The following is a 23875-nucleotide window of genomic DNA, read 5'->3' on the forward strand; positions in this document are numbered from 1 at the left end:
GAAAGCTGGCAGCAAGTGCCTTGCGCTAGCATTCGTCACGTCTACGCCATTACTAAAAAGAGAAAAAAGCGATTCAACCGACTTTGGAATACGCCCCATGCCCATCCTGCAACGTGCATCCCACCATGAGCTACGCAGCGCTTTTCGTGCCCTGCTGGCTTCCGACCGCTGCTATCACACGGCCTCGGTCTTCGATCCCATGTCCGCCCGCATCGCCGCTGATCTCGACTTCGAGGTCGGTATCCTTGGCGGCTCCGTCGCCTCCCTGCAGGTACTCGGTGCGCCGGACTTCGCCCTGATCACTTTGAGCGAATTCGTCGAGCAGGCGGCGCGTATCGGCCGCGTCTCGCGCTTGCCGGTAATCGCCGATGCCGACCACGGCTACGGCAACGCGCTCAACGTCATGCGCACCGTGGTCGAGCTGGAACGCGCCGGTGTTGCCGCGCTGACCATCGAAGATACCCTGCTGCCGGCCCAGTTCGGCCGCAAGTCCACTGATCTGATTTCCATCGAGGAGGGCGTCGGCAAGATCCTCGCCGCGCTGGAAGCCCGCGTCGATCCGGATCTGGCGATCATCGCCCGTACCCATGCCGGCGTTCTGGAGGTGGACGAAGTGATCCGCCGCACGCGCGCCTACGAGACCGCCGGTGCCGACGGCATCTGCCTGGTCGGGGTCAAGGATTTCGCCCACCTGGAACAGATCGCCGCAGGCCTCAAGGTGCCGCTGATGCTGGTCACCTACGGCAACCCCGAACTGCGCGACAACCAGCGTCTGGCACGCCTGGGCGTGCGTATCGTGGTCAACGGCCACGCTGCCTACTTCGCCGCGATCAAGGCCACCTACGACTGCCTGCGCGAACAGCGCGGTGCGCAGCCGTGCGACCTCAATGCCACCGAGCTGACCCACAAGTACACCATGCCCGAGGACTACATCCTTTGGGCCAAGGAGTTCATGGAAGTCCGCGAGTAGCCTGTCGCGACCGGCTGCACTTGCACTTCGCATTCTCCGGGCGCATATCTGTTCGGAGAGTGCGAGGAGGTCGAACATGGCAGGTGGTTGGGCAAGCGACGACGCAGTGCAGGAACAGATCGACAGCAGCATCGAGGACGCCGTTGCGCGTGCTCGCAGTCAACTGCCGAAAGGCGAGAGCCTGCATCATTGCGAAGAGTGCGACGCGGTGATACCCGATGCCCGTCGCCAGGCAATTCCTGGTGTGCGCCTGTGCGTGAACTGCCAGGCCGAGCACGACCGTGAGAGCGCGGCGTTCAGCGCCTATAACCGTCGTGGCAGCAAGGACAGTCAGTTGCGCTGAGCAAGCGGTACGGCACCTATTCGCCTCCTGCTGGTCTAGTGCTACTACGACCGTGACTCAGGAAGAGGTGCTTGCATGACGATTTTCGAAGCCTTACGCATCAGCCACGACATCCAGCGCGAACTGGCGCAGAAACTGATCGCTACCCAAGGCGACAGCGCCGAGCGCCACGCCTTGTTCTCTCAGCTCAAGCAGGAACTGGCTGTGCATTCGGTGGCCGAAGAACGCCATTTCTACATTCCCCTGATGCAGCAGGACGCAGGCGTCGACCTGTCGCGCCACGCGATTGCCGAGCATCACCAGATGGACGAAATGATCGAGGACCTGGAAGAAACCGACCCCAGCAGCCCCAGCTGGCTGGCGCAAGCCAAGGCCCTTGCGGAAAAGGTCGAACATCACCTCAAGGAGGAAGAGCACACCTTCTTCCAGATGGCCGGCAAGCTGCTGCGCGACAAGGAGAAGCAGCAACTGGCTGGTGATTACCTGAACGCCTACGACGAGATGAAGCAGGCGTCCTGATAGACCCACGAAAGCCGGGCATGACGCCCGGCTTTTTCGTCAGAACAGGAAATACCGCTGTGCCATCGGTAGCACTTCGGCCGGCTCGCACCAGAGCAACTGGCCGTCAGCCTTGACCTGATAGTTCTGCGGATCGACCTCGATGTTCGGCAGGTAGCCGTTGTGGATCAGGTCGGTCTTCTGCACCTCGCGGCAGCCTTTGACCACGCCGATTTTCTTCTGCAGGCCGAGCTGTTCGGGCACGCCCGCTTCGAACGCCGCCTGACTGATGAAGGTGATGCTGGTGGCATGGCGGCTTCCGGCATAGCTGGCGAACATCGGTCGGTAGTGCACCGGTTGCGGCGTCGGGATCGAGGCGTTGGCATCGCCCATCAGGCTGGCGGCGATGGCGCCACCCTTGAGGATCAGCGTCGGTTTGACGCCGAAGAAAGCCGGGCGCCACAGCACCAGATCGGCCCACTTGCCCACTTCGATGGAGCCCACCTCGTGGCTGATACCGTGGGTGATCGCCGGGTTGATGGTGTACTTGGCGATGTAGCGCTTGGCGCGGAAGTTGTCGTTGCCGGGGGCGTCCTCGGGCAGCGGGCCGCGCTGCTGTTTCATCTTGTCGGCGGTCTGCCAGGTACGGGTGATCACCTCGCCGACGCGGCCCATGGCCTGGCTGTCGGAACTGATCATGGAGAACGCGCCGAGGTCGTGGAGGATGTCCTCGGCGGCGATGGTCTCGCGGCGAATACGCGACTCTGCGAAGGCCACATCTTCGGCGATGCTTGGGTCGAGGTGGTGGCAGACCATGAGCATGTCCAGGTGCTCGTCGATGGTGTTGCGGGTGAACGGCCGGGTCGGGTTGGTCGAGGACGGCAGCACGTTGGGGAAGCCGCAGGCCTTGATGATGTCCGGCGCGTGGCCACCGCCGGCGCCTTCGGTGTGATAGGTGTGGATGGTGCGGCCCTTGAACGCGCCGAGGGTGGTTTCGACGAAGCCGGACTCGTTCAGGGTGTCGGTGTGGATCGCCACCTGCACGTCGTATTCGTCGGCCACACTCAGGCAGTTGTCGATGGCGGCCGGGGTTGTGCCCCAGTCCTCGTGCAGCTTCAGGCCAATGGCGCCGGCCTTGACCTGCTCGATCAGCGGCTCGGGCAGCGAGGCGTTGCCCTTGCCGGTGAAGCCCAGGTTCATCGGGAAGGCGTCGGCGGCTTGCAGCATGCGCGCCATGTGCCAGGGGCCGGAGGTGCAGGTGGTGGCGTTGGTGCCGGTGGCCGGGCCGGTGCCGCCGCCGATCATGGTGGTGACGCCGCTCATCAACGCTTCTTCGATCTGCTGCGGGCAGATGAAGTGGATGTGGGTGTCTATGCCGCCCGCGGTGAGGATCATGCCTTCACCGGCGATCACTTCGGTGCCGGCGCCGATAGCGATGGTCACGTCCGGCTGGATATCCGGGTTGCCGGCCTTGCCGATGGCAGCGATGCGCCCGTCCTTGAGGCCAACGTCGGCTTTGACGATGCCCCAGTGGTCGATGATCAGGGCGTTGGTGATCAGCGTGTCGACCACGTCGGCCGCACACAGCTGGCCCTGGCCCATGCCGTCGCGGATCACCTTGCCGCCGCCGAATTTCACTTCTTCGCCGTAGGTGGTGAAGTCCTTCTCCACTTCGATCCACAGGTCGGTGTCGGCCAGGCGCACCTTGTCGCCGACGGTGGGGCCGAACATGTCGGCGTAGGCTTGTCTGCTGATCTTCATTGGCTCGTCCCGTAGGGTGCGCCGTGCGCACCGTCGTTATCCGCGTTGCTCGTGGTGCGCATGGCGCACCCTACGAAAATTTGTATCTCAAAGATCGCCCATTACCCGGCCGGCGAAGCCGAACACCCGGCGCGCGCCGGCCAGATCGACCAGCTCCACGTCACGGCTCTGTCCCGGCTCGAAGCGCACGGCGGTACCAGCCGGGATATTCAGGCGCATACCGCGAGTGCTGGCGCGGTCGAACAGCAGGGCGTCGTTGGTCTCGAAGAAGTGGTAGTGCGAACCGACCTGGATAGGCCGGTCGCCACTGTTGGCTACGGACAGGGTCAGGGTGCGGCGACCGGCATTGAGCTCGATCTCGCCGTCGGCAATTTGGTATTCGCCGGGAATCATCAGTTGGGCCTCGCAAGCGTCTTGTAGTAGATGGCATTGGCCCGGTAGGTACCGTCTGGGCCGCAGGCGTAATCGGGTAGGCCACCGATACACTGGTAGCCGAGGTGGTGATAGAGCTGTTCTGCGTCACTGCCGGCCTCGGTGTCGAGGTACAGCAGGCCACGTTTGCGGGCTGCCGCTTCCTGCTCGACGGCTTGCATCAGTAGGCGGGCGATACCCCTGCGACGCGCCGTGCTCAGTACCAGCAGCTTTTGAATCTCTGCGCGATTCAGCCCGTTGGGCTTCTGGCACAGGCTCAGTTGCACGCTGCCCAGTACGCGGCCTTGGTCCTGAGCCACCCAGAGCAGCATGGAGCCGTCGGCAATGCCCGCCTGTACCTGAGTGAAATACTCGGCGGCGCCTCGCTCGTCGAGATCGGCGAGAAAGCCCAGCGATGCGCCATCGTTGACTGCATCGAGCAGAAGGACGATCAAGCCTTCGCGGGAGTTGGCGAAGTCGGCGCTGTCGATTCGCTGTAGCGTCACGCTCACTGGGTCACTCCTTGGCGCCGAGGATCAGTTGCATGAAGGTCAGATCCAGCCAGCGGCCGAACTTGCGGCCGACCTGGGGCATCTGCCCGCTGGTGACGAAACCGAGGCGTTGGTGCAGGCGAATCGAGGCGGCATTTTCCGACTCGATGGCGGCGACCATGACGTGCAGGTTGGCGGCGCGGGCGCGTTCGATCAGCGCCTGCATCAGCGCTGGGCCTAGGCCTTGGCCGCGTTGGTCGGCACGTACGTAGACCGAGTGCTCGACGGTCTGACGGAAGCCTTCGATGGTGCGCCAGGTACCGTAGCTGGCGTAGCCGACTACCTCGCCGGCGGCGTCATGGGCGACCAGTACGGGAAAACCCGCTGCAGTGCGCTCCGCCAGCCAGGCGCGGCGGTTGGCGAGATCCACCAGGGTCTCGTTCCAGATCGCCGTGGTGTGCTGCACCGCGTCGTTGTAGATGGCGAGGATGCCGGGTAGGTCGGCTTCACCGGCGTCTTGAATCGAATAGGTCATGACTTAAGCAATCGGCTGGTGCACGGTAACCAACTTGGTGCCGTCAGGGAAGGTGGCTTCGATCTGGATCTCCGGGATCATCTCCGGTACGCCTTCCATGACCTGATCGCGGCTCAGCAGGGTGGTGCCGAAATGCATCAGCTCGGCGACCGTCTGGCCGTCGCGTGCGCCTTCGAGCAGTGCGGCAGAGATGTAAGCCATGGCCTCCGGGTAGTTCAGCTTCACCCCGCGCGCCAGACGGCGCTCGGCCACCAGGCCGGCGGTGAAGATCAGCAGCTTGTCTTTCTCGCGTGGACTCAGATCCATCGTGTTACTCCATTGGGGCGTATGCCAGGCATCGCCGGAATGCGTCGTGGGGTAGGGCGGATGTCGCTTTTTACATCCGCCGTCATGTGCTCCAGATGCGGGGTGGGCGTGCTTCACGCCCCAGCATCGCCGGACGCAGCAGGCGCCAGAGTTCGATCAGCCAGGCACGGGCCTTGAGTGCTTCGCTGGCCAGGCAGCGCGCGACCAGCAGGCCCGAAAGCTGGCTGAGGTCACCGCGTACGCCATCGATCTTCAGCTCCCGGCAGCGTTCCAGTAAATCACTGTCTACATCGGCGCTGACCAGCAGGGTGGCGAATACCGGTTGGCCGTCGAGGCCGATGGGCGAGTCGAGCAGGCCGTCGTCGCCGCTCACGCGCTGGCGCTCGTGCCAGAGCAGTTTGCCGTCGCGGCGGATGTCCAGCGCGGCCTGGAAGTGGCCGCTGGCAAAGCGCTCGTCGGCAGCGGGTCGGCCGAGAGCGACGATGTCCCAGTAGAACAGACGAGCATCGCCGTGCAGGTCGATCTGCGTGTGCAGTTCGGCCTGGGCTCCAGCGTAGATGATGGTTTCCTGCGGCAGCCATTCCAGGGTCGCGCCAGCGTCGACGCGCAGGCGCAGATCCTGCCGAGCGACCCCGGCCGCGCGATACCACTTGGCCGCGCCTGGGCTGGTGAGTTGCACCCAGGTGTTTTCGCCGGCATGGGCACTGATGTCCAAGCGGTCACCGCCGGCGATGCCGCCGGGCGGGTGGACGATGATGTGCTGGCAGACTTCCGGTCCTTCTGCGTACAGGTGCTTCTGCACTCTTAGTGGGCCCAGGTGGCGCCTCTGCACTGGTGTGGTGCGTTCGCCGTGGCGTGCGTAAGCCAGCTCCAGCTCGGCAGGCCAGCTTGGCGTGAACAGGGCGGCGGGCAGATTCATGGTGGGGCAGCGTTTCCGCAGGATAGTTGACCGAGTGGGCAAGCAAGAGGCGTGCCCTGAACCAATTCGGTGCGCATTACGTTGTTTGCGGCGGTGGCCAGTCGCACTGCCGTATCTGGCTCTGCCTTCTCGTGCCTGGCCGGCTCTAGAGTGGGGCGTCGATTCGTGCGGAGCGCTCATGTTCACTTTTATCGCCTTTGCCGCCGGGTTGGTGCGCGGCTATAGCGGCTTCGGTTTCGCCATGTTGATGGCGCTCGGACTGATGCTGCGACTGCCGCCTGCGGAAGCGGTGCCGGTGGCGCTGATTCTCGATGTGGCCTGCAGCGTGACGCTGTGGCCGGCGGCGTTGCGCGCCGTGCATGGGCGTGTGCTGGGGCGGCTATTGGTCGGCATGCTGCTGGCGGTGCCGCTGGGCGCCTGGCTGTTGCTGTGGCTGCCGGCCCGCATCATGGCGCCGCTGGTGGCGGTGCTTTGTCTGTGCGGGGGCATGCTGGTGTTATGGCGGCCGTCCGTTGCCACGCCGGTGAGCCAGGGCATGGCCTGGTTGGCAGGGCTGGCATCCGGCCTGGCGACCACCGTGGCTTCGGCTGGCGGCCCGCCCTTGATGATCTACCTGTTGCGCAGTGGCCTCGATACACGCCAGTTACGCGGCACGGCGGTGCTGTTCTTCCTCGCCAGCAGTAGCGCTGCGCTGATCGGGTTGGGGCTTGCGGGTGTGCTGAACGGCGCGCTATGGCGGCTGGCGCTGGAGCTGGCATTGCCGGCGCTGGCTGGCAACCTGCTCGGCCAGTGGCTGCATCCACGCTGGCAGCCGTTGTCGTTGCGGGTGCTGGTCGGTGGGCTGCTGGTGCTGTTGTCGCTGGGCAGCCTGCTGAAGGCGATCTGGTAGGGCGCACTGCGCGCACCGATAAGTATCCGTTGCTGCGGGATCGCAGCGGTGCGCACGGCGCACCCTACGGGCGGGTTCGGTCGCGATCGCCGTAACCCGCCTTGCGAGGCGCCATGTCTGGGGCGTCCTTCAATCGCGGTCGATGGCGAAGGGCGACCAGGCCTGGCGGCTCGGCATGATTTCCAGGCGGTTGATGTTGATGTGATCCGGCAGGGTGGCGACGTAGAAGATCTGCTCGGCGATATCTTCGGCGGTCAGCGGAGTGGTGGTGCCGTACAGCGCGTCGGAGGCAGCCTGGTTGCCCTTGGTGCGTACCAGGGTGAACTCGGTTTCGGCCATGCCGGGGGCGATGTCGGTGACGCGCACGCCGGTGGATACCAGGTCGCAACGCAGGTTGAAACTGAACTGTTTGACGAAGGCCTTGGTGGCGCCATACACGTGGCCGCCCGGGTAGGGCCATTCGCCGGCCACCGAGCCGATGTTGATGATGCTGGTGCCCTTGCCGATTTCCAGCAGCTTGGGCAGCACGGCGTGGGTGACGTTGACCAGGCCCGTGACGTTGGTGTCGATCATGGTGTGCCAGTCTTGCAGGGCGACCTTCTGCGCGGCCTCCGGGGCCAGCGCCAGGCCGGCGTTGTTGACCAGCACGTCGATGCGGTCGAAGGGCGCCTGCAGGCCGTCGACCAGCGCCTTCACCGCCGCCGCATCGCGCACGTCGAGCGCAGCGATATGCACCGGCACCTTGTCCTGCAGTTCGGCCTTCAGCTCTTCCAGGCGCTCCAGGCGTCGGCCGCTGAGTACCAGCGCCCAGCCGGCCTCGGCGAAACGTCGTGCCGTGGCGCGGCCAAAACCGGATGTCGCGCCTGTGATGAATGCCACCTTGCTCATGGATAACCTCGTTTTGCTATCAGGGTTCATGGCCTGCTCCTGCATCCTCTGTCGGGCGCAGCTAGAGCGGTCCTACCAGGGTTGGGCGCCAGTGTAAGGCGTTCGGCTAAAGGCCGTGCTCCACAGCTGGCCGCGGATTCATGCGGACAGTTCGAGGAACTTGCGCACGCGTTCGGTTTCCGGGTTGGTGAAGAACTTCTCCGGGGCGGATTTCTCGATCAGCAGGCCCTTTTCCAGGAACACCACCTGATCCGACACCGCACGGGCGAATTCCATTTCGTGGGTGACCACGATCATGGTGTAGCCCTCGCTGGAGAGGTTCTTCATCACCGTCAGCACTTCACCGACCCGCTCCGGGTCGAGTGCCGAGGTCGGCTCGTCGAACAGGATCACTTCCGGGCTCATGGCCAGCGCGCGGGCTATCGCCACGCGCTGCTTCTGCCCACCGGAGAGGGTGTAGGGAAAGGCCTCTGCCTTCTGTTCCATGCCGACTTTTTCCAGCAGCGTCTGGGCGATGGCGCGGGCCTCGTCCTTGCGCATCTTCTTCACCTGCATCGGTGCTTCCATGACGTTCTGCAGCACGTTCAGGTGCGGCCACAGGTTGAAACTCTGAAACACCATACCGGTTCTGGCGCGAATCGCCGCCAGGTCGCGGTTGTTCATGCGCTTGCCCTGGGTGTCGACGCCGATGCGCTGGCCGGCGATATGAATGCTGCCGCGATCCGGCTCTTCGAGCCAGTTGATGCAGCGCAGCAGCGTGGATTTGCCCGAGCCGGAGGAGCCCAGCACGCTGACCACCTCGCCCTTGTTCACGGTCAGCGAGATGTCGCGCAGCACCTCGACGCCGTCGAAGCTCTTGGAAAGATTGTCGATCTGTACCGCAGGTGCCTCAGGCATGTTCGAAACCTCGTTTGGCGCCGAACCGGCTCGCCCACTTGAGCGCCAGTTCCAGGCAGATGCTGATGATCCAGTACAGGGCGATGACCACGATGAACGCCTCGGTGGGGATGAAGTAGGTGGCCTGCACCGAGTTGGCTGCGGCGGTCAGTTCCTGCACGGTGATGATGGTGAGAAAGGCGGTGTCCTTGAGTGCGTAGATCAGCTGATTGCCGAGCAGCGGGCGGGTGCGGATCACCAGTTGCGGCAAGATGATTCGCCAGTACAGGCGAGCGGGGCGGAAGCCATGGGCCTTGGCCGCCTCGACCTGGCCGAGCGGCAGCACCAGGCGCGCGCCGCGCAGGATCTCGGCGAAGTAGGCCGCGTGATAGATGGCCAGGGCCACCAGGCCCGCGCCCCAGGCGCTGGGCTTGATGCCAAGCGCCGGCAGCCCGTAGTAGAGCAGGTAGGCCAGTACCAGAAAGGGCAGCATGCGCATCAGGTTGATCGCCCCGCGCAGCAGGGTCGACAGCCAGGTGCGGCCCTCCAGCAGGTAGACGCTGAAACAGCCGATGACGAAGGCTGCCAGCACCGACAGGACGAACAGGATCAGCGTATTGAGTGCGCCGTTGAGGAAGGCGTCGCGCGCCTCCCAGATGATGCTCCATTCGGTCATGGTCGCGTCCTCACATGGCCAGTCGGTTGGCTTTTTTCTCGGCGATGGCCTGCACCTTGAGCAGCACGCCGATGATCAGCATGTACAGCAGGGCAGCGGCGAGAATCGGTGGCAGCGGCTCGTAGGTCACGGCGCTGATGCGATTGGTCACGCGGGTCAGATCGACGATGCCGATTACCGCGATGGCCGGGCTGCTCTTGATCAGGAAGGACATCTCGTTGACCAGGCCGGGCAGGCTGCTGGTGATCATCTGCGGCAGCATGATGCGGCGGAAGAACACGCCGTTGGTCATGCCGCAGGCCAGTGCGGCTTCCTTCTGCTCGCGGGAAAAACTGATGAAGGCTGTGCGCCACACTTCGGCGTTGAAGGCCGCGGTATTCATGGTGAGGGCAAGGATCGCTGCCGTGTTGCGATCCATGGCCAGGCCGAAGGTTGGCGCCGAGAGAAAGATGAACAGCACCAGGGTGACCAGCGGTGTGGCGCGCGCAAGGCTGACGTAGAGCACCAGCGCCTGTTCCACAAAGGGAATGCGCGCCATGCGCAGCAGGGCGATACCCAGGCCGATGACGACGCCCAGGGCGATGGCGATCGAGGAGATCCACAGAGTCGTCCAGGCGCCTTCGAGCAGCAATAACCAGGCTTGTCCGTTCATGTCGGGCTCCAGGGAAAGGGATGGGATGTTGCAAGCAAGGTCAGGGCCAGAGCTGGCCCTGATAGACGGCAGTGCGTTGGTGATGAGCATGTAGGGTGCGCCGTGCGCACCGAGGCGCTGGCACCATTTACGCTGGTGCGCGGTGCACCCTACGCGGCCATGTCAGAGACGTGGCCGCAGCCCGCTGTCACATGCCGGCCAGTTCGTGGAACTGCTCGACCTTGGTGATCGGCTCCTTGGGCATGGCCGGGAAGGCTTCGCCGAACCACTTGGTCTGCAGCTCGGCCAGGCGGCCGCTGTCGCGAACTTCGGTCATGAAACCGGTGAGGAACTCCAGCAGCTCGGGGCTGTTCTTCGGTACCGGCCAGGCGGCGAAACCATCACCGGACACGGCAATGCCCTTGGCGAAGGTGTCGCCACGGGTCTTGACCAGGTCGTTGACCGAAATCAGCGCGTTGATCACGTAGTCCAGGCGGCCGTTGGCCAGGTCGGCGTAGGCCTCCGGGTAGGACGGGTATTCGGTGACCTTGCCGATCTTGCAACCCTCGGCCTCCATCATCTTCTTCAGCTCCGGCAGGCGCGCGAGCAGGGCGCTGCCGGCCTGCAGGCCGACGGTCTTGCCGCACAGGCTGGCGATATCGCTGAGGCTGTCATCGCCTGCGCGCTTGACGTAAAAGTGCTGCGCCGAGGCGAAGGGCGGGGCGAAGTTGAACACGCGCAGGCGGTCGTCGGTGACCAGGGCGCCGGTGAAGGCCATGTCGTACTGGCCGGACGAAACCGAGGCGAGCAGGCCGGTCCAGGGCAGGATTTCCTGCTTTACGTCGAAGCCCTGCGCCTTGGCGTAGGTTTTCAGGTCTTCGAGTAGCTCCTTGTGGAAACCCTCCGGTTTGCCGTCGACGATGAAGTTGAACGGCGCGTAGTCATCCTCGGTGGCAACAGTCATCACGCCCTTGGACTTGATTTCGTCGAGGTCGGCGTGGGCGCTCAGCGAGGCGCCGACCAGGCAACTGGCCAGGGCCAGCTTGCGCAGCAGGCCGAAGGGTTTGGAATCGGTTTTCGATGGCTTCATGGGCGTGCTCCAGAGGTGTCGACAAGGGTTGTCCAGGCCGCTCGGCGGCGGTTTCGTTTTCACCTTAGAGACGCCTGACGAGCCGGCGATAGGGGCAGTTCCGGCCTTTGTTCTGGCCAGCGACAGTGGCGCGCTACTTGCTACATCACAGGGTTGTTTGGCTGTTGGAGGGCGCCATGATCGATCACTTTTACCATCTTGATTTCGACCGTCAGCGCGGCCTTCAGGAGCAGCTTCGCGAGTCGCTGGTGTCGGCCATTCTTGGCGGCGGTTTCCCGGCCGACGAGCCACTGCCGTCGTGCCGCAAGCTGTCCCAGCAGCTGTCGGTCTCGCGCAACACCGTGGCGCTGGTGTACGAGAGCCTGCTCGACAACGGCTACCTGGTCAGCCGCCCGCGCAGTGGTTACTACCTGCACCCCGATTACTGCGGGCAGACCGATGCCGTATTGCGCATGACGCCGCTGCGCAAGCCGGAACCGTCCGATGACAGCAGCGCCGCCACTGCCCCGGATTGGGCCGCGCGCTTTCGCATGCAGCCCAGTTTGAAGCACGGCGTATTGCGCCCGAGCAACTGGAGCCGTTTCACCTACCCCTTCATTTACGGTCAGCCGATCAGCGAACTGTTCCCACTGGAGCGCTGGCGAGAGGTGTCGCGCAAGAACCTCAGCGGTGAGCGCGACCAGCTGTGGCTGGGCGACCGTTTCGACCGTGACGATGAGCAGCTGATCGAGCAGCTACGCACCCGCGTGCTGCCCAAGCGCGGTATCTGGGCGCGTGCCGACGAGATTCTGGTGACCCTCGGTTCGCAGAACGCGCTCTATCTGCTGGCCAGCCTGCTGATGGCGCGCGGTGTGCGCGTTGGCGTGGAGAACCCTGGCTTTCGCGATGCGGCGAGCATCTTCGACATTCACGGCGCCAAGGTGCACCTGCAGGATGTCGACGATCAGGGCCTGGTGGTGGACCGGCGGTTGGATGACTGTCAGTACCTCTACGTGACGCCGGGGCACCAGGTACCCACGGGCGTGGCGATGAGCACGGCGCGGCGCGAACAACTGCTGAGGCAGATTCGTGAGCACGACCAGGTGCTGATCGAGGACGACTACGACGCCGAATTCAACCTCGACAACCACCCGCTGCCGGCGCTGAAGGCCAGCGACAGCAGCGGCCGGGTGATCTATCTGAGCAGCCTGTCCAAGGCCTTCTCGCCGGGGCTGCGGATCGGCTACATGGTGGCCGACGCCGAACTGATCGACGAGCTCCGCGCCCTGCGCCGGCTGATGTATCGCCACCCGCCGTTGAACAACCAGCGCATGCTCGCCGACTTCCTCGCCCAGGGGCATTACGACGCGCACCTGCGGCGCTTTCGCGAAGAACATTGCCGCCGCCGCGAGCTGCTCTACCAGGCGCTGCGCAGTGACCTGAGCGATTGCCAGCCCATGGGCAGCCCAGGTGCCAGCGCCTGCTGGCTGGCCGCGCCGGCGGGCGTCGATACCCAGCACCTGGCCTGGGCGGCGGCGCAGCAGAGCGTGTTGATCGAGTCCGGGGCGCAGTTCTTCCTCGGTGATGGCGAGGCGCCGAAGAATTTCATGCGCCTGGGTTTTCACGCCATCGATGCCGAACGCATTCGGCCGGGCGTGCAGAAACTGGGTGAGGTGTTGGCGGGGTTGTGAAAGACGTTCGCGGCTAAAGCCCCTCCCACAGAGCCATTGGGCATTTGTGGGAGGGGCTTTAGCCGCGACGGTTATCAGCCAAAGCGCGGCGCGAACAGGGCGAACACTTCATCAAAGATCGCCAGCGCCTCGTTTACCTGGGCGGCGCTGACGATGCACGGTGGCACCACATGGATGCGGTTCTCCACCACGAAGCTGAGCAGCCCGCGCGCGGTCAGCGCCGCCTTCATTTCCTGCATCACTGGCGCCGGCATCGGCGTTTTCTTCTGTACGTCGCTGACGAATTCCAGCGCCCAGAACAGGCCGACGCCACGCGCCTCGCCGATTATCGGGTAGCGCCCGGCCAGCTTCTGCAGGCCCGGGCCGAGCACTTGTGCGCCGATATCACGGGCGTTCTCCACCATGCCTTCTTCGCTCATCGCATCCAGGGTGGCGACGATGGCGGCCATGGCCAGCGGGTGGCCGGAATAGGTCAGCCCGCCGGGGAAGAAGTTCGTGTCGAAGTGCTCGCAGATCGGCTTGGAAATCATCACTCCACCGGCCGGCACATAGCCGGAGTTGACGCCCTTGGCGAAGGCGATCAGATCCGGCACCACGCCGAAATGCTCGAGCGCCAGCCAGGCGCCGGTGCGACCGAAGCCGGCCATCACTTCATCGCAGATCAGCAGAATGCCGAACTCGTCGGCCAGTTTGCGCACGCCCTGCATATAGCCCTTCGGTGGCACCAGAATGCCGGCAGTGCCGGGAATGCTCTCCAGCAGGATGGCGGCGATGGCGCCCGGCCCCTCGCATTCGATGACCCGGCGTAGGTGCTGCAGGGCGCGCGCGCATTCCTCTTCCTCGGTTACCGCGTTGAACTCGCTGCGGTACAGGTAGGGGTTGAAGAAGTGCACGTGGCCACGGGCGTATTCGTTGGGCACACGGCGCGGGTCACCGGTGGCGACGATGGCCGCGCCAGTGCTGCCATGGTAGGAGCGGTAGGCGGAGAGGATCTTGTCGCGACCGGTGTACAGGCGCGCCATGCGCATGGCGTTCTCGTTGGCATCGGCCCCGGCGTTGGTGAAGAACACCTTGGAGAAACCGGCCGGCGCGCGGGCGAGGATGCGCTTGGCCGCTTCGCCACGCATCAGGTTGGCGGTGGCCGGGGCGATGGTCACCAGGCTGCCGGCCTGTTCCTGGATGGCGGCGATGACCTTCGGGTGCTGGTGGCCGATGTTGGTATTGACCAGTTGGCTGCTGAAGTCGAGGTAGCGTTTGCCGTCGTAGTCCCACAGCGTGCAGCCCTCGCCGCCGGCAATCACCAGCGGGTTGAGGGCGCCCTGGGTCGACCAGGAATGGAAGACGTGCTGGCGATCCAGATCGTGGACGTACTGGTTGCTGATCGGTGTGCTCATGATGACCTCGGGCTGGTCGTTGCGGATGGCTGCACCATAGGAACAAAGCGGCCGTGTGCCGTAGGGCCAGATGCCGGAAATGGCTGGGTCAGCGCGTCTGGCTCGCCGACATCGGGCAACTGTCCCTAGGCGCTTGGTGTGTACAGGCTAGGCTGGAGGCATCCGTTTTCAGGAGTGAAACCATGGCCCACGCATTCGAAATCAACACCGCTCCGCTGGCGTCCACAGAGGGCCTGAACAGCGCCGAGATCGTCCAGGCGCGTATCGACCTGGCCGCCTGCTTTCGCATGGCGGCACGGCTCGGCATGGGCGAAGGCATCTGCAATCACTTTTCCGTGGTGGTGCCGGGGCGGCCCGAGTTGTTTCTGGTCAATCCTTATGGCCTGGCCTTCGCCGAGGTCACAGCGTCATCGTTGTTGATCTGTGATTTCGATGGTCACGTGGTGCTGGGCGAGGGCCGCCCGGAGGCCACGGCGTTCTTTATCCACGCCCAGCTGCACCGTCTCAACCCGCGTGCCACGGCAGCCTTCCACACGCACATGCCCAATGCCACGGCGCTGTGCATGCTGGAGGGCGAGCCCTTCGTCTGGGCCGGGCAAACGGCGTTGAAGTTCTATGAGCGTCTGGCGGTGGATGAGGATTATCAGGGCCTTGCGCTGAATGATGCCGAGGGCGAGCGCATCGCCCGTGCGGCAGGTGATGCCGATGTGGTGATGCTGAAGAACCACGGCCCGTTGGTACTGGGGCCGAGCATTGCCGAGGCCTGGGACGACCTCTACTACCTGGAGCGCGCCGCCGAGGTGCAGCTCAAGGCCATGGCCAGCGGTCGGCCGTTGAAGGCCGTGGCGCCGACGATTGCCAGTGCCGCGTGCCGGCAGATGCAGCAGGGCAACGCCGAAAGCGCTCACCTGCATCTTGAGAGCGTGAAACGCCAGTTGCTGCGCGAGGGATCGGATTTCGCTGAGTAGGACGGCGAAGTCCTGTGGGAGGCGCTTTAACGGCGACTGAGGCGGTTACCGAGTCGCGGCTAAAGCCCCTCCCACAAGGCGGATCAGGACGTAGGGTGGATGACGTTTTTCATCCACCATTGCATCGCAGAGTGGTGGACGGATGAAGCGTCGTCCACCCTACGAGACTGGTCAGATCGCCACCAACCCGCGTACGCCTTCGGTTTCCATGTTCTCGCCACGGCCCTGCTGGACGATCTCGCCACGGCTCATCACCAAGTACTGGTCGGCCAGCTCGGCAGCGAAGTCGTAGAACTGCTCCACCAGCAGGATGGCCATGTCGCCGCGAGCGGCGAGCTTCTTGATCACCACGCCGATCTCCTTGATCACCGAGGGCTGGATACCTTCGGTGGGCTCGTCGAGGATCAGCAGGCGCGGCTGGCTGGCCAGGGCTCGACCGATGGCCAGCTGTTGCTGCTGACCACCGGACAGGTCGCCGCCACGGCGATGCTTCATCTCGCGCAGCACCGGGAACAGCTCGTAGATGAATTCCGGCACGGCCTTGGCCTGGCTGCCGGGAAAACGTGACAGGCCCATCAGCAGGTTCTCTTCCACGGTCAGGCGGCCGAAGATTTCGCGTCCCTGTGGCACGTAGGCGATGCCGGCGTGCACGCGCTGGTGCGGTTTGAAAGCGGTGATGGGTTTGCCTTCCCATTGCACGCTACCGTCCTTGGCCGGGATCAGACCCATCAGGCATTTGAGCAAGGTGGTCTTGCCCACACCGTTGCGGCCAAGCAGGCAGGTGACCTCGCCGACCTTCACGTCAAACGACAGGCCACGGAGGATGTGGCTGCCGCCGTAATACTGGTGGAGTTGTTGGACTTGCAGCATATCGATGTCCTTAAGCATGCGGTGCGCGCGGCGCACCCTACGGAGCGCCAGCCTTCTCCCCTCTCCCGCTCGCGGGAGAGGGGCCGGGGGAGAGGGGCTTTTCAGCGACCCAGATAAACCTCGATCACCCGCTCGTCGTTCTGTACCTGCTCCAGCGAGCCTTCGGCCAGCACGCTGCCCTGGTGCAGCACGGTGACGTGGTCGGCGATGCTGCCGACGAAGCCCATGTCGTGCTCCACCACCATCAGCGAGTGCTTGCGTGCCAACGACTTGAACAGCTCGGCGGTGAACTCGGTCTCGGCATCGGTCATGCCCGCCACCGGTTCGTCGAGCAGCAGCAGGTGCGGCTCCTGCATCAGCAGCATGCCGATCTCCAGGAACTGCTTCTGGCCATGGGAGAGCAGGCCAGCCGGACGATTGCGCGAGGCTTCCAGGCGAATGGTGGTCAGCACTTCCTCGATGCGATCTTTCTGCTCGCCGCTGAGTCTGGCGCGCAGGCTGGCCCATACCGACTTGTTGGTCTTCTGTGCCAGCTCCAAGTTTTCGAACACCGTCAGCGCCTCGAATACCGTGGGTTTCTGGAACTTGCGGCCGATGCCGGCCTGGGCGATCTGCACTTCGCTCATGCTGGTCAGGTCGTACTGCTCGCCGAAGTAGGCCACGCCGTTGTCCGGGCGGGTCTTGCCGGTGATCACGTCCATCATGGTGGTCTTGCCGGCGCCGTTGGGGCCGATGATGCAGCGCAGCTCACCGACGCCGATGTACAGCGTCAGGTTGGTCAGCGCCTTGAAGCCATCGAAGCTGACGTTGATATCTTCCAGCGTAAGGATGGTGCCATGGCGGACGTTGACGCCCTTGCCGACGTTCTTGCCGGTGTCCAGCGCAAGGCCGGTGGGGTCGAAAGCGGCTTCGAGCATGGTTTCAGGTACCGGAGTGGCTTTCATTGATCCTTCTCCTTGCGCAGCAGGCCAACCACGCCGCGTGGCAGGAACAGGGTGACGACGATGAACAGCGCGCCCAGGGCGAACAGCCAGTATTCCGGGAAGGCCACGGTGAACCAGCTCTTCATACCGTTGACCAGCCCGGCGCCAAGCAGCGGGCCGATCAGCGTGCCGCGACCGCCCAGGGCGACCCATACGGCCGCTTCGATGGACTGGGTCGGTGCCATTTCGCTAGGGTTGATGATGCCCACCTGCGGCACGTACAGCGCGCCGGCCAGGCCGCACAGCACTGCACTCAATACCCAGATGAACAGCTTGTAGCCGCGTGGGTCGTAGCCGCAGAACATCAGGCGGTTCTCTGCGTCACGCAGGGCGGTGAGCACCCGGCCGAACTTGCTGCGTGCCAGGCGAAAGCCCAGGTACAGGCTACCCACCAGCAACACCACGGTGGCGAAGAACAGCGCCGCGCGAGTGCTCTGTGCGGTGATGTCGAAGCCGAGGATGCGGGTGAAGCCGGTAAAGCCGTTGTTGCCGCCGAAGCCGGTTTCGTTGCGGAAGAACAGGAGCATGCCGGCGAAGGTCAGCGCCTGGGTCATGATCGAGAAGTACACGCCCTTGATCCGCGAGCGGAAGGCGAAGAAGCCGAACACCAGCGCCAGCAGGCCGGGAGCCAGTACCACCAGGCACATCGCCCAGAGGAAGCTGGAGGTGCCGTACCAGTACCAGGGCAATTCGCTCCAGGCCAGAAAGCTCATGAAGGCTGGGAGGCCGTCACCGGCGCTCTGGCGCATCAGGTACATGCCCATGGCGTAGCCGCCGAGGGCGAAGAACAGGCCATGGCCCAGCGACAGCATGCCGGCGTAGCCCCAGACCAGATCCAGCGCCAGGGCGACGATGGCGTAGCAGAGGATCTTGCCCACCAGGGTCAGCGAATAGGCCGAGACGTGCAGAGCGTGGTCGGCCGGCAACAGGTGCAGCAGCGGCATGGCGAGCAGCACGGCCAGCACCAGCAGGCCGATGGCCAGCGAAACCTGCGGGCCGAGCTTGGCGCTGGCGCGGGCCAGCAACGTTTGATTGAGTGGCATGGTCATCAGTCGATCACCCGTCCTTTGAGAGCGAAGAGGCCTTGCGGGCGTTTCTGGATGAACAGAATGATCAGCGCGAGGATGAGGATCTTGCCGAGCACGGCACCGATCTGCGGCTCGAGGAATTTGTTCACCACGCCCAGGCCGAAGGCGGCCAGCACGCTACCGGCCAGTTGGCCGACGCCGCCGAGTACCACTACCAGGAAGGAGTCGATGATGTAACTCTGGCCAAGGTCCGGGCCGACGTTGCCGATCTGGCTCAGGGCCACGCCGCCGAGGCCGGCGATGCCCGAGCCGAGACCGAAGGCCATCATGTCCACGCGCCCGGTGGGCACGCCGCAGCAGGCGGCCATGTTGCGGTTCTGGGTTACCGCGCGCACGTTCAGGCCCAGGCGCGTCTTGTTCAACAGCAGCCAGGTCAGGACCACGACGAACAAGGCGAAACCGATGATGACGATGCGGTTGTACGGCAGCACCAGGTTCGGCAGCACCTGCATGCCGCCAGACAGCCAGGCCGGGTTGGCCACTTCGACGTTCTGCGCGCCGAAGGTGACGCGTACCAGCTGGATCAGGATCAGGCTGATACCCCAGGTGGCCAGCAGGGTTTCCAGCGGGCGGCCGTAGAGATGGCGGATCACCGTGCGCTCCAGGGCCATGCCGATGCAGGCGGTGACCAGAAAGGCGATGGGCAACGCGGCCAGCGGGTAGAGCGTGAGGTATTCGGGGGCCAGGCGCTGGAAGCTCAGCTGCACCACGTAGGTGGTGTAGGCACCGAGCATCAGCATCTCGCCGTGGGCCATATTGATCACCCCGAGCAGGCCGAAGGTGATGGCCAGACCGAGTGCGGCCAGCAGCAGGATCGAACCCAGCGACAGGCCGCTGAAGGCCTGGCCGAGCAGTTCGCCGATCAGCAGTTTGTTCTTCACCTGGGCCAGGCTCTGCTCGGCAGCGGCGCGCACGGTGGCATCGCTTTCTTCACCATCGAGCAGGCTTTGCAGACGCGTGCGGGCCAGCGGGTCGCCGGTCTTGCCCAGGCGCTCTACGGCAGCCAGGCGCACGGCAGGGTCGATGGCCTCCAGCTGCAGGTTGGCCAGGGCCAGGGTGATGGCGTCACGCACGTTCTCGTCGGCTTCAGCGCTCAGGCGGTTTTCCAGCAGCGGCAGCAGTGCCGGCGGCGTATTGCGCTGCAGTTGTTTGGCGGCGGCGAGGCGCACGGCGGCATCGTCATCGAGCAACTGATGGCTGGCCACGGCGAACGCGACCAGGCCGCGCAGGCGGTTGTTCTGGCGCAGTTTGCGTGGCGTGCCATTGGCCTCGGCTGCGCCATCGGCGGCCTGCCAGGTGCCGTCCTGTTGGATGAAGGCGCGTTTGTCGGCATCGCTGCCGACGCGGCCCTTCTGCAGGGCTTGCAGCAGCGGCATACGCTCTGGGCTGGGCGCGGCGGCCCAGTCCTGCAGCAGTTTGGCCTGCTTGCTGGCGTTGGCAGCGACGAAATCGTCGGCCTCGCCAGCCTGCGCCGCCAGGGGCAGCAACAGCAACAGGCTCAGGAGAATTCGGGTAAGGGCAGTGGGCATAAGGGTGTCCTTGATGGCCTGTAGGAGCCCGCTTGCGGGCGATCAGGGGGATCGCCGGCAAGCCGGCTCCTACAGGTTTACAGCGGGTGAGAACCGTGGGATCAGTTCGACTTCACCGGGGTATCGGCTTTCTTGTCGTTGCCTTCGATGTACGGGCTCCACGGCTGGGCGCGGATCGGGCCTTCGGTTTCCCAGACCACGGAGAACTGACCGTCCTCCTGGATCTCGCCGATCATCACCGGCTTGTGCAGGTGGTGGTTCTTCTCGTCCATCTTCAGGGTGAAGCCGCTCGGCGCGGCGAAGGTCTGGCCGGCCATGGCTTCGCGCACCTTGTCGACGTCGGTGGTGCCGGCTTTCTCGACGGCCTGCGCCCACATGTGGATACCCACGTAGGTAGCTTCCATCGGGTCGTTGGTCACCACGGTGTCGGCGTTGGGCAGCTTCTTGGCCTTGGCATAGGCCTTCCAGTCGGCAACGAACTTCTCGTTGACCGGGTTTTCCACGGACTGGAAGTAGTTCCAGGCCGCCAGGTGGCCGACCAGCGGCTTGGTGTCGATGCCGCGCAGTTCTTCTTCACCCACGGAGAAGGCCACCACCGGCACTTCGGTGGCTTCCAGACCCTGGTTGGCCAGTTCCTTGTAGAACGGCACGTTGGAGTCGCCGTTCACGGTGGAGACCACAGCAGTCTTGCCGCCTGCGGAGAACTTCTTGATGTTGGCGACGATGGTTTGATAGTCGCTATGGCCGAAGGGGGTGTAGACCTCTTCGATGTCCTTGTCGGCGATGCCCTTGCTGTTGAGGAAGGCGCGCAGGATCTTGTTGGTGGTGCGCGGGTAGACGTAGTCGGTGCCGAGCAGGAAGAAGCGCTTGGCGGCGCCGCCGTCTTCGCTGAGCAGGTATTCCACCGCCGGGATGGCCTGCTGGTTTGGCGCCGCACCGGTGTAGAAGACGTTCGGCGACATCTCTTCGCCTTCGTACTGCACCGGGTAGAACAGCAGGCCGTTGAGCTCTTCATAGACCGGCAGCACGGATTTGCGCGATACCGAGGTCCAGCAGCCGAAGGTCACCGCGACCTTGTCCTGAGTCAGCAATTGACGGCCACGCTCGGCGAACAGCGGCCAGTTCGACGCCGGGTCGACCACCACCGGCTCCAGTTGCTTGCCGAGTACGCCGCCCTTGGCGTTGATCTCGTCGATGGTCATCAGCGCCATGTCTTTCAGCGAGGTTTCGGAAATGGCCATGGTGCCGGACAGCGAGTGCAGGACGCCGACCTTGATGGTCTCGGCGGCCTGGATGGACCAGGACAGGCCCATGGCGGCGATGGAAGCGGAAAGGGTAAAGGCCTTGATCAGGCTGCGACGTTGCATGGTGCGATCTCCATTCACAATTGTGATTAAGTGGACAGCGTTTTTATTGGTGGCAGTGAAGGTCATGGCTCGGTTATTCCGGCATCGGCTCTACGCGCTGGCGAGCGCCGTACAGCTTGTGCAAGGTGATCGAATGCACCTGTGCCTTGCTGACCTCTATATGGCCCTTGAGCAATTGCTGTGCCTCTTCTGAGCGACGGGTCAGGATTGCCTCGAGAATTTGCTGGTGTTCGGCATAGGTCAGGTCGATGCGTCGGGCCTGAGTGAAATCCAGCCGCCTTAGAATGCGGATCTTCTCGCTGACCTCGCGGTGCACGCGGGCCATCTCCTGGTTGCCGGCCGCGTCCAGCAACTGGCAATGGAAGGCTTCATCGAGTCGCGATACAGCGCTGCCGTCTTGCAGTTGCTCGTCCTTTCGCACCATCCAGGTGCGCGCAAGAGTCTGCAGTGCAGGCGGATGTTCGTCCGTGGGGCGCTGGCAAAGTCGGCGTACGGCGACGAGTTCAAGGACGATGCGCAGCTCGTACAATTCGTCGAATTGCACGAAGTCCAGCGGGCGAACCTGCCAGCCGCTGCGAAAGTGCACATCGAGAAAACCCTCGCGCTGCAGACGGTGTAGCGCCTGGCGTACCGGCGTGCGGCTGGCCGCCATGCGCGCGGCGACCTCGCCTTCGGAGAAGCGGTCGCCGGGCATTAGGCGGAACTCGAAGATGTCGTCCTTGAGCCTTGCGTAGATACGCTCAGCTAGGCTCTGCGGGCGCTCAGCGGCATGTGGCATGAGTGGGTTCAGGCCTTGGTGCTGGCGATATAGGCGCGCCAGCCACCAAAGCTGGTGATGTCACGCGCGCCATTCAGTGCGTAGGGCTCGCAGATAAAGCCCTTGACCCAGCGTCCGTCGGCCAACTCCAGGTTGCCGATACCGAGCGGTGGCGGGATCTCGGCGACGAACTCGCCGAAGCGCGCCTGCGGTACGTCCCACAGCTCGACGATGATCGCCGCGCCGTCCTCGGTGACCCGTGCCAGGCCCGGCTTGGGCGGCACGGTGCCGGGCAGGGCGTAAAGGCGATAGCTGGAAGTGCTGGTGGTCTGCTCCACCAGCACGGCATCGCGCGTGCTGAGCTGGAAGTTCAGCGGCATACCGGTCAGGTGTGCGCCGACCACGGCGACACGGATGCAGCCGGGTGCCGGTTTGTCGCTCGCTGCTTGAGCCGGGAGCGGCTTGCCAGTGGCGCCCAGCGGCAGATCGACAGCCTGCTGCCAACGCTGGCCGAAAGCGGCCAGTGCCTGGTCATGCCAGGCCGGGGCGAGCAGGGTGATGCCGGCCGGTAGACCGTCGGCACGCAGCCCTGCCGGCACGGCCAGGGCAGACAGGTCGGCAAGGTTGGTGAAGTTGGTGTAGGTGCCGAACTGGCTGTTGAACAGCACCGGTTCGGCCTCCATCTCGGCCAGGGTGCGGATGGTTGGCGAAGTCGGCACCACCATGGCGTCGAAGCCGGCCAGGGCGTCGTTGATCACGCGGCTCAGCTCGGCGCGAATGTACTCGGCCTTGTAGGCGTCGCAGGCGCTGTACTTGTGGCCGTTTTCGACGATGCCGCGCACCACCGGGTTGATGTGTTCGGGGTTCACGCCTTCCACCGCGACGGTGCGTTCGGCGACCCAGGGGCCGTAGTAAAGCTGCTCGGCCAGTTGCTGGAAGGGCGCGAAATCAATCTCCACCAGCTCGGCGCCCAGTTCGCGCAGTTTGCCCAGTGCCGCCTCATAGACGGCCTGGTTCTGGCTGTCGCCGAAGAACTCGGGGTTGGCCGGCACGGCCAGGCGCGGCTTGGCCGGCATGCCGACCTTGGCGCTGTTCGGGTTTTTGCGGCTGTAGGCGTCGGCGGCGTCATAGCCACCGGCGATATTGGCCACGGTCAGGGCGTCGCTGACGGTCAGGGCGAACACCGAGATGCAGTCGATGGTGCGGCAGGCCGGCACCAGGCCGGTATTGGGCAGCCAGCCCTTGGTCGGCTTGAGCCCGACGATATTGTTGAAACCAGCCGGCACTCGGCCCGAACCCGCGGTGTCGGTACCCAGCGAGAAGGGCACCAGACCGCGCGCGACCACGCTGGCCGAACCGGAGCTGGAGCCGCCGCTGACATAAGCCGGGTTGAAGCTGTTAGGCACCGCGCCGTGAGGCGAACGGGTGCCGACCAGGCCGGTGGCGAACTGGTCGAGGTTGGTCTTGCCGATCAGGATGGCGCCGGCGGCGCGCAGGCGCGCGACCACGGTGGCGTCGACTTCGGCGCTGTAGGCGAACTCGGGGCAGGCGGCCGTGGTGGGCCAGCCGGCGGCGTCGATATTGTCCTTGATGGCGAAGGGTACGCCGTACAGCGGCAGCTTGCTCATATCGCCGTCTACACCTTGCAGTGCAGTAGTCAGTGCATCGAGTTGAGCGTCTAGCTGGGCTTCGCTGGTCAGGGCGATCCAGGCGCTGTCATCAGTGCGCAGTTCCAGGCGCAGGGCGTGCAGCAGCTCGGCAGGGGATTGGCCGTCACGGTAGGCCTGTTGCCATTGCGCGAGGGTGAAAGCGATAGGTGCGTTGGACATGCTTCGAGATTCCATCTTGTATCCAAGTTGGAATCGCTAGAGCAATGACGGTGCCAGTTTTGCGCAGGCCTTTATTTTCGGGGATTTCAGGACAGCGGCAGGGGCTTTGGCGAGAGGCCTTGCACCGAGGTGGGGC

At 64.4% G+C, this 23875-nt stretch carries 25 protein-coding genes; 6 read left to right on the forward strand and 19 right to left on the reverse strand.

The genetic code is table 11. From position 1 onward, the window contains the following. Window positions 1-106: 106 nt before the first annotated feature. The 3 genes from CXP40_RS03225 to CXP40_RS03235 all read left to right on the forward strand — a co-directional run bounded on the left by CXP40_RS03225 (window position 107) and on the right by CXP40_RS03235 (window position 1832). Window positions 107-970 (forward strand): oxaloacetate decarboxylase, encoded by an 864-nt coding sequence (locus CXP40_RS03225; RefSeq protein WP_106732893.1) that lies wholly within the window; start codon window positions 107-109, stop codon window positions 968-970. A gap of 76 nt (window positions 971-1046) precedes the next feature. Continuing rightward, on the forward strand, window positions 1047-1313 hold the full coding sequence (locus CXP40_RS03230) for a DksA/TraR family C4-type zinc finger protein (protein ID WP_106732557.1): 267 nt from the start codon (window positions 1047-1049) through the stop codon (window positions 1311-1313). Between the two features lie 75 nt (window positions 1314-1388). Beyond that, on the forward strand, window positions 1389-1832 hold the full coding sequence (locus CXP40_RS03235; protein WP_021487915.1) for a hemerythrin domain-containing protein: 444 nt from the start codon (window positions 1389-1391) through the stop codon (window positions 1830-1832). 39 nt (window positions 1833-1871) lie between these two features. Here CXP40_RS03235 and ureC read toward each other — a convergent pair whose 3' ends face one another. The 6 genes from ureC to CXP40_RS03265 all read right to left on the reverse strand — a co-directional run bounded on the left by ureC (window position 1872) and on the right by CXP40_RS03265 (window position 6234). Then, on the reverse strand, window positions 1872-3572 hold the full coding sequence (gene ureC / locus CXP40_RS03240) for an urease subunit alpha (protein WP_106732558.1): 1701 nt from the start codon (window positions 3570-3572) through the stop codon (window positions 1872-1874). A gap of 87 nt (window positions 3573-3659) precedes the next feature. Then, window positions 3660-3965 (reverse strand): urease subunit beta, encoded by a 306-nt coding sequence (locus tag CXP40_RS03245; RefSeq protein ID WP_106732559.1) that lies wholly within the window; start codon window positions 3963-3965, stop codon window positions 3660-3662. Further along, on the reverse strand, window positions 3965-4495 hold the full coding sequence (locus CXP40_RS03250; RefSeq protein ID WP_106732560.1) for a GNAT family N-acetyltransferase: 531 nt from the start codon (window positions 4493-4495) through the stop codon (window positions 3965-3967). The genes CXP40_RS03245 and CXP40_RS03250 overlap by 1 nt, the downstream gene beginning before the upstream one ends. 4 nt (window positions 4496-4499) lie before the next feature. Next, window positions 4500-5009, reverse strand: coding sequence for a GNAT family N-acetyltransferase (locus CXP40_RS03255; protein ID WP_106732561.1), 510 nt, complete (start codon window positions 5007-5009; stop codon window positions 4500-4502). 3 nt (window positions 5010-5012) lie between these two features. Further along, window positions 5013-5315 (reverse strand): urease subunit gamma, encoded by a 303-nt coding sequence (ureA, locus tag CXP40_RS03260; RefSeq protein ID WP_017678731.1) that lies wholly within the window; start codon window positions 5313-5315, stop codon window positions 5013-5015. 82 nt (window positions 5316-5397) lie between these two features. Then, window positions 5398-6234, reverse strand: coding sequence for an urease accessory protein UreD (locus tag CXP40_RS03265; RefSeq protein ID WP_106732562.1), 837 nt, complete (start codon window positions 6232-6234; stop codon window positions 5398-5400). Window positions 6235-6412: 178 nt separating this feature from the next. Here CXP40_RS03265 and CXP40_RS03270 point away from each other — a divergent pair, with 178 nt between their 5' ends. Further along, window positions 6413-7123, forward strand: coding sequence for a sulfite exporter TauE/SafE family protein (locus tag CXP40_RS03270; protein ID WP_106732563.1), 711 nt, complete (start codon window positions 6413-6415; stop codon window positions 7121-7123). A gap of 129 nt (window positions 7124-7252) precedes the next feature. On the opposite strand, the gene CXP40_RS03275 is transcribed toward CXP40_RS03270, so the two are convergent. The 5 genes from CXP40_RS03275 to CXP40_RS03295 form a co-directional block, all read right to left on the reverse strand. Beyond that, window positions 7253-8011, reverse strand: a complete 759-nt coding sequence (locus tag CXP40_RS03275) for an SDR family NAD(P)-dependent oxidoreductase (protein WP_106732564.1) — start codon at window positions 8009-8011, stop codon at window positions 7253-7255. A 138-nt stretch (window positions 8012-8149) separates the two neighbouring features. Further along, complete coding sequence (locus CXP40_RS03280) at window positions 8150-8908, reverse strand: amino acid ABC transporter ATP-binding protein (RefSeq protein WP_106732565.1); 759 nt, start codon at window positions 8906-8908, stop codon at window positions 8150-8152. Further along, window positions 8901-9563, reverse strand: a complete 663-nt coding sequence (locus CXP40_RS03285) for an amino acid ABC transporter permease (protein WP_106732566.1) — start codon at window positions 9561-9563, stop codon at window positions 8901-8903. The genes CXP40_RS03280 and CXP40_RS03285 overlap by 8 nt, the downstream gene beginning before the upstream one ends. Before the next feature lie 10 nt (window positions 9564-9573). Then, window positions 9574-10215, reverse strand: coding sequence for an amino acid ABC transporter permease (locus CXP40_RS03290; protein ID WP_106732567.1), 642 nt, complete (start codon window positions 10213-10215; stop codon window positions 9574-9576). Between the two features lie 187 nt (window positions 10216-10402). Beyond that, window positions 10403-11284: a transporter substrate-binding domain-containing protein gene (locus CXP40_RS03295; protein ID WP_177429620.1), complete on the reverse strand. Its 882-nt coding sequence runs from the start codon at window positions 11282-11284 to the stop codon at window positions 10403-10405. Window positions 11285-11460: 176 nt separating this feature from the next. Between CXP40_RS03295 and CXP40_RS03300 the strand changes: the two genes are divergently transcribed. Then, window positions 11461-12954 (forward strand): PLP-dependent aminotransferase family protein, encoded by a 1494-nt coding sequence (locus tag CXP40_RS03300; RefSeq protein ID WP_106732568.1) that lies wholly within the window; start codon window positions 11461-11463, stop codon window positions 12952-12954. A gap of 74 nt (window positions 12955-13028) precedes the next feature. Here CXP40_RS03300 and CXP40_RS03305 read toward each other — a convergent pair whose 3' ends face one another. Then, window positions 13029-14348, reverse strand: coding sequence for an aspartate aminotransferase family protein (locus CXP40_RS03305; RefSeq protein WP_106732569.1), 1320 nt, complete (start codon window positions 14346-14348; stop codon window positions 13029-13031). A gap of 182 nt (window positions 14349-14530) precedes the next feature. Between CXP40_RS03305 and CXP40_RS03310 the strand changes: the two genes are divergently transcribed. After that, on the forward strand, window positions 14531-15316 hold the full coding sequence (locus CXP40_RS03310) for an aldolase (protein WP_106732570.1): 786 nt from the start codon (window positions 14531-14533) through the stop codon (window positions 15314-15316). A gap of 171 nt (window positions 15317-15487) precedes the next feature. Here CXP40_RS03310 and urtE read toward each other — a convergent pair whose 3' ends face one another. From urtE to atzF, 7 genes are all read right to left on the reverse strand, one after another. Beyond that, window positions 15488-16186 (reverse strand): urea ABC transporter ATP-binding subunit UrtE, encoded by a 699-nt coding sequence (urtE, locus tag CXP40_RS03315; protein WP_099522645.1) that lies wholly within the window; start codon window positions 16184-16186, stop codon window positions 15488-15490. A 101-nt stretch (window positions 16187-16287) separates the two neighbouring features. Beyond that, window positions 16288-17130 carry an urea ABC transporter ATP-binding protein UrtD gene (gene urtD, locus CXP40_RS03320; protein ID WP_106732571.1) on the reverse strand — a complete coding sequence of 281 codons (843 nt, stop codon included), beginning with the start codon at window positions 17128-17130 and terminating at the stop codon, window positions 16288-16290. Further along, a complete protein-coding gene (gene urtC, locus CXP40_RS03325; protein WP_099522643.1) occupies window positions 17127-18218 on the reverse strand; it encodes an urea ABC transporter permease subunit UrtC in 1092 nt (363 codons plus the stop codon). The genes urtD and urtC overlap by 4 nt, the downstream gene beginning before the upstream one ends. Continuing rightward, a complete protein-coding gene (urtB, locus tag CXP40_RS03330; protein ID WP_106732572.1) occupies window positions 18218-19786 on the reverse strand; it encodes an urea ABC transporter permease subunit UrtB in 1569 nt (522 codons plus the stop codon). Before urtB ends, urtC begins: the two co-directional genes overlap by 1 nt. Before the next feature lie 101 nt (window positions 19787-19887). Continuing rightward, window positions 19888-21153, reverse strand: coding sequence for an urea ABC transporter substrate-binding protein (gene urtA / locus CXP40_RS03335; protein ID WP_106732573.1), 1266 nt, complete (start codon window positions 21151-21153; stop codon window positions 19888-19890). Between the two features lie 73 nt (window positions 21154-21226). Next, entirely contained in the window at window positions 21227-21931 is a 705-nt protein-coding gene (locus CXP40_RS03340; protein WP_106732574.1) for a GntR family transcriptional regulator, read from the reverse strand. Window positions 21932-21939: 8 nt separating this feature from the next. Then, the gene (gene atzF, locus CXP40_RS03345; protein ID WP_177429621.1) at window positions 21940-23739 is read right to left on the reverse strand and encodes an allophanate hydrolase; all 1800 of its coding nucleotides are present in this window, start codon (window positions 23737-23739) and stop codon (window positions 21940-21942) included. Between the last annotated feature and the right edge of the window lie 136 nt (window positions 23740-23875).

This window comes from Pseudomonas sp. YY-1, from assembly GCF_002843095.1.
Classification (GTDB): domain Bacteria; phylum Pseudomonadota; class Gammaproteobacteria; order Pseudomonadales; family Pseudomonadaceae; genus Aquipseudomonas; species Aquipseudomonas sediminis_A.

What these genes read in the sequence shown, in the direction of transcription:
- CXP40_RS03230 (WP_106732557.1), top strand. Translation starts at nt 1,047, where the DNA reads ATGGCAGGTGGTTGGGCAAGCGACGACGCAGTGCAGGAACAGATCGAC.
- CXP40_RS03235 (WP_021487915.1), top strand. Translation starts at nt 1,389, where the DNA reads ATGACGATTTTCGAAGCCTTACGCATCAGCCACGACATCCAGCGCGAA.
- ureC (WP_106732558.1), bottom strand. Translation starts at nt 3,572, where the DNA reads ATGAAGATCAGCAGACAAGCCTACGCCGACATGTTCGGCCCCACCGTC.
- CXP40_RS03245 (WP_106732559.1), bottom strand. Translation starts at nt 3,965, where the DNA reads ATGATTCCCGGCGAATACCAAATTGCCGACGGCGAGATCGAGCTCAAT.
- CXP40_RS03255 (WP_106732561.1), bottom strand. Translation starts at nt 5,009, where the DNA reads ATGACCTATTCGATTCAAGACGCCGGTGAAGCCGACCTACCCGGCATC.
- ureA (WP_017678731.1), bottom strand. Translation starts at nt 5,315, where the DNA reads ATGGATCTGAGTCCACGCGAGAAAGACAAGCTGCTGATCTTCACCGCC.
- CXP40_RS03265 (WP_106732562.1), bottom strand. Translation starts at nt 6,234, where the DNA reads ATGAATCTGCCCGCCGCCCTGTTCACGCCAAGCTGGCCTGCCGAGCTG.
- CXP40_RS03270 (WP_106732563.1), top strand. Translation starts at nt 6,413, where the DNA reads ATGTTCACTTTTATCGCCTTTGCCGCCGGGTTGGTGCGCGGCTATAGC.
- CXP40_RS03275 (WP_106732564.1), bottom strand. Translation starts at nt 8,011, where the DNA reads ATGAGCAAGGTGGCATTCATCACAGGCGCGACATCCGGTTTTGGCCGC.
- CXP40_RS03280 (WP_106732565.1), bottom strand. Translation starts at nt 8,908, where the DNA reads ATGCCTGAGGCACCTGCGGTACAGATCGACAATCTTTCCAAGAGCTTC.
- CXP40_RS03285 (WP_106732566.1), bottom strand. Translation starts at nt 9,563, where the DNA reads ATGACCGAATGGAGCATCATCTGGGAGGCGCGCGACGCCTTCCTCAAC.
- CXP40_RS03290 (WP_106732567.1), bottom strand. Translation starts at nt 10,215, where the DNA reads ATGAACGGACAAGCCTGGTTATTGCTGCTCGAAGGCGCCTGGACGACT.
- CXP40_RS03295 (WP_177429620.1), bottom strand. Translation starts at nt 11,284, where the DNA reads ATGAAGCCATCGAAAACCGATTCCAAACCCTTCGGCCTGCTGCGCAAG.
- CXP40_RS03300 (WP_106732568.1), top strand. Translation starts at nt 11,461, where the DNA reads ATGATCGATCACTTTTACCATCTTGATTTCGACCGTCAGCGCGGCCTT.
- CXP40_RS03305 (WP_106732569.1), bottom strand. Translation starts at nt 14,348, where the DNA reads ATGAGCACACCGATCAGCAACCAGTACGTCCACGATCTGGATCGCCAG.
- CXP40_RS03310 (WP_106732570.1), top strand. Translation starts at nt 14,531, where the DNA reads ATGGCCCACGCATTCGAAATCAACACCGCTCCGCTGGCGTCCACAGAG.
- urtE (WP_099522645.1), bottom strand. Translation starts at nt 16,186, where the DNA reads ATGCTGCAAGTCCAACAACTCCACCAGTATTACGGCGGCAGCCACATC.
- urtD (WP_106732571.1), bottom strand. Translation starts at nt 17,130, where the DNA reads ATGAAAGCCACTCCGGTACCTGAAACCATGCTCGAAGCCGCTTTCGAC.
- urtC (WP_099522643.1), bottom strand. Translation starts at nt 18,218, where the DNA reads ATGACCATGCCACTCAATCAAACGTTGCTGGCCCGCGCCAGCGCCAAG.
- urtB (WP_106732572.1), bottom strand. Translation starts at nt 19,786, where the DNA reads ATGCCCACTGCCCTTACCCGAATTCTCCTGAGCCTGTTGCTGTTGCTG.
- urtA (WP_106732573.1), bottom strand. Translation starts at nt 21,153, where the DNA reads ATGCAACGTCGCAGCCTGATCAAGGCCTTTACCCTTTCCGCTTCCATC.
- CXP40_RS03340 (WP_106732574.1), bottom strand. Translation starts at nt 21,931, where the DNA reads ATGCCACATGCCGCTGAGCGCCCGCAGAGCCTAGCTGAGCGTATCTAC.
- atzF (WP_177429621.1), bottom strand. Translation starts at nt 23,739, where the DNA reads ATGTCCAACGCACCTATCGCTTTCACCCTCGCGCAATGGCAACAGGCC.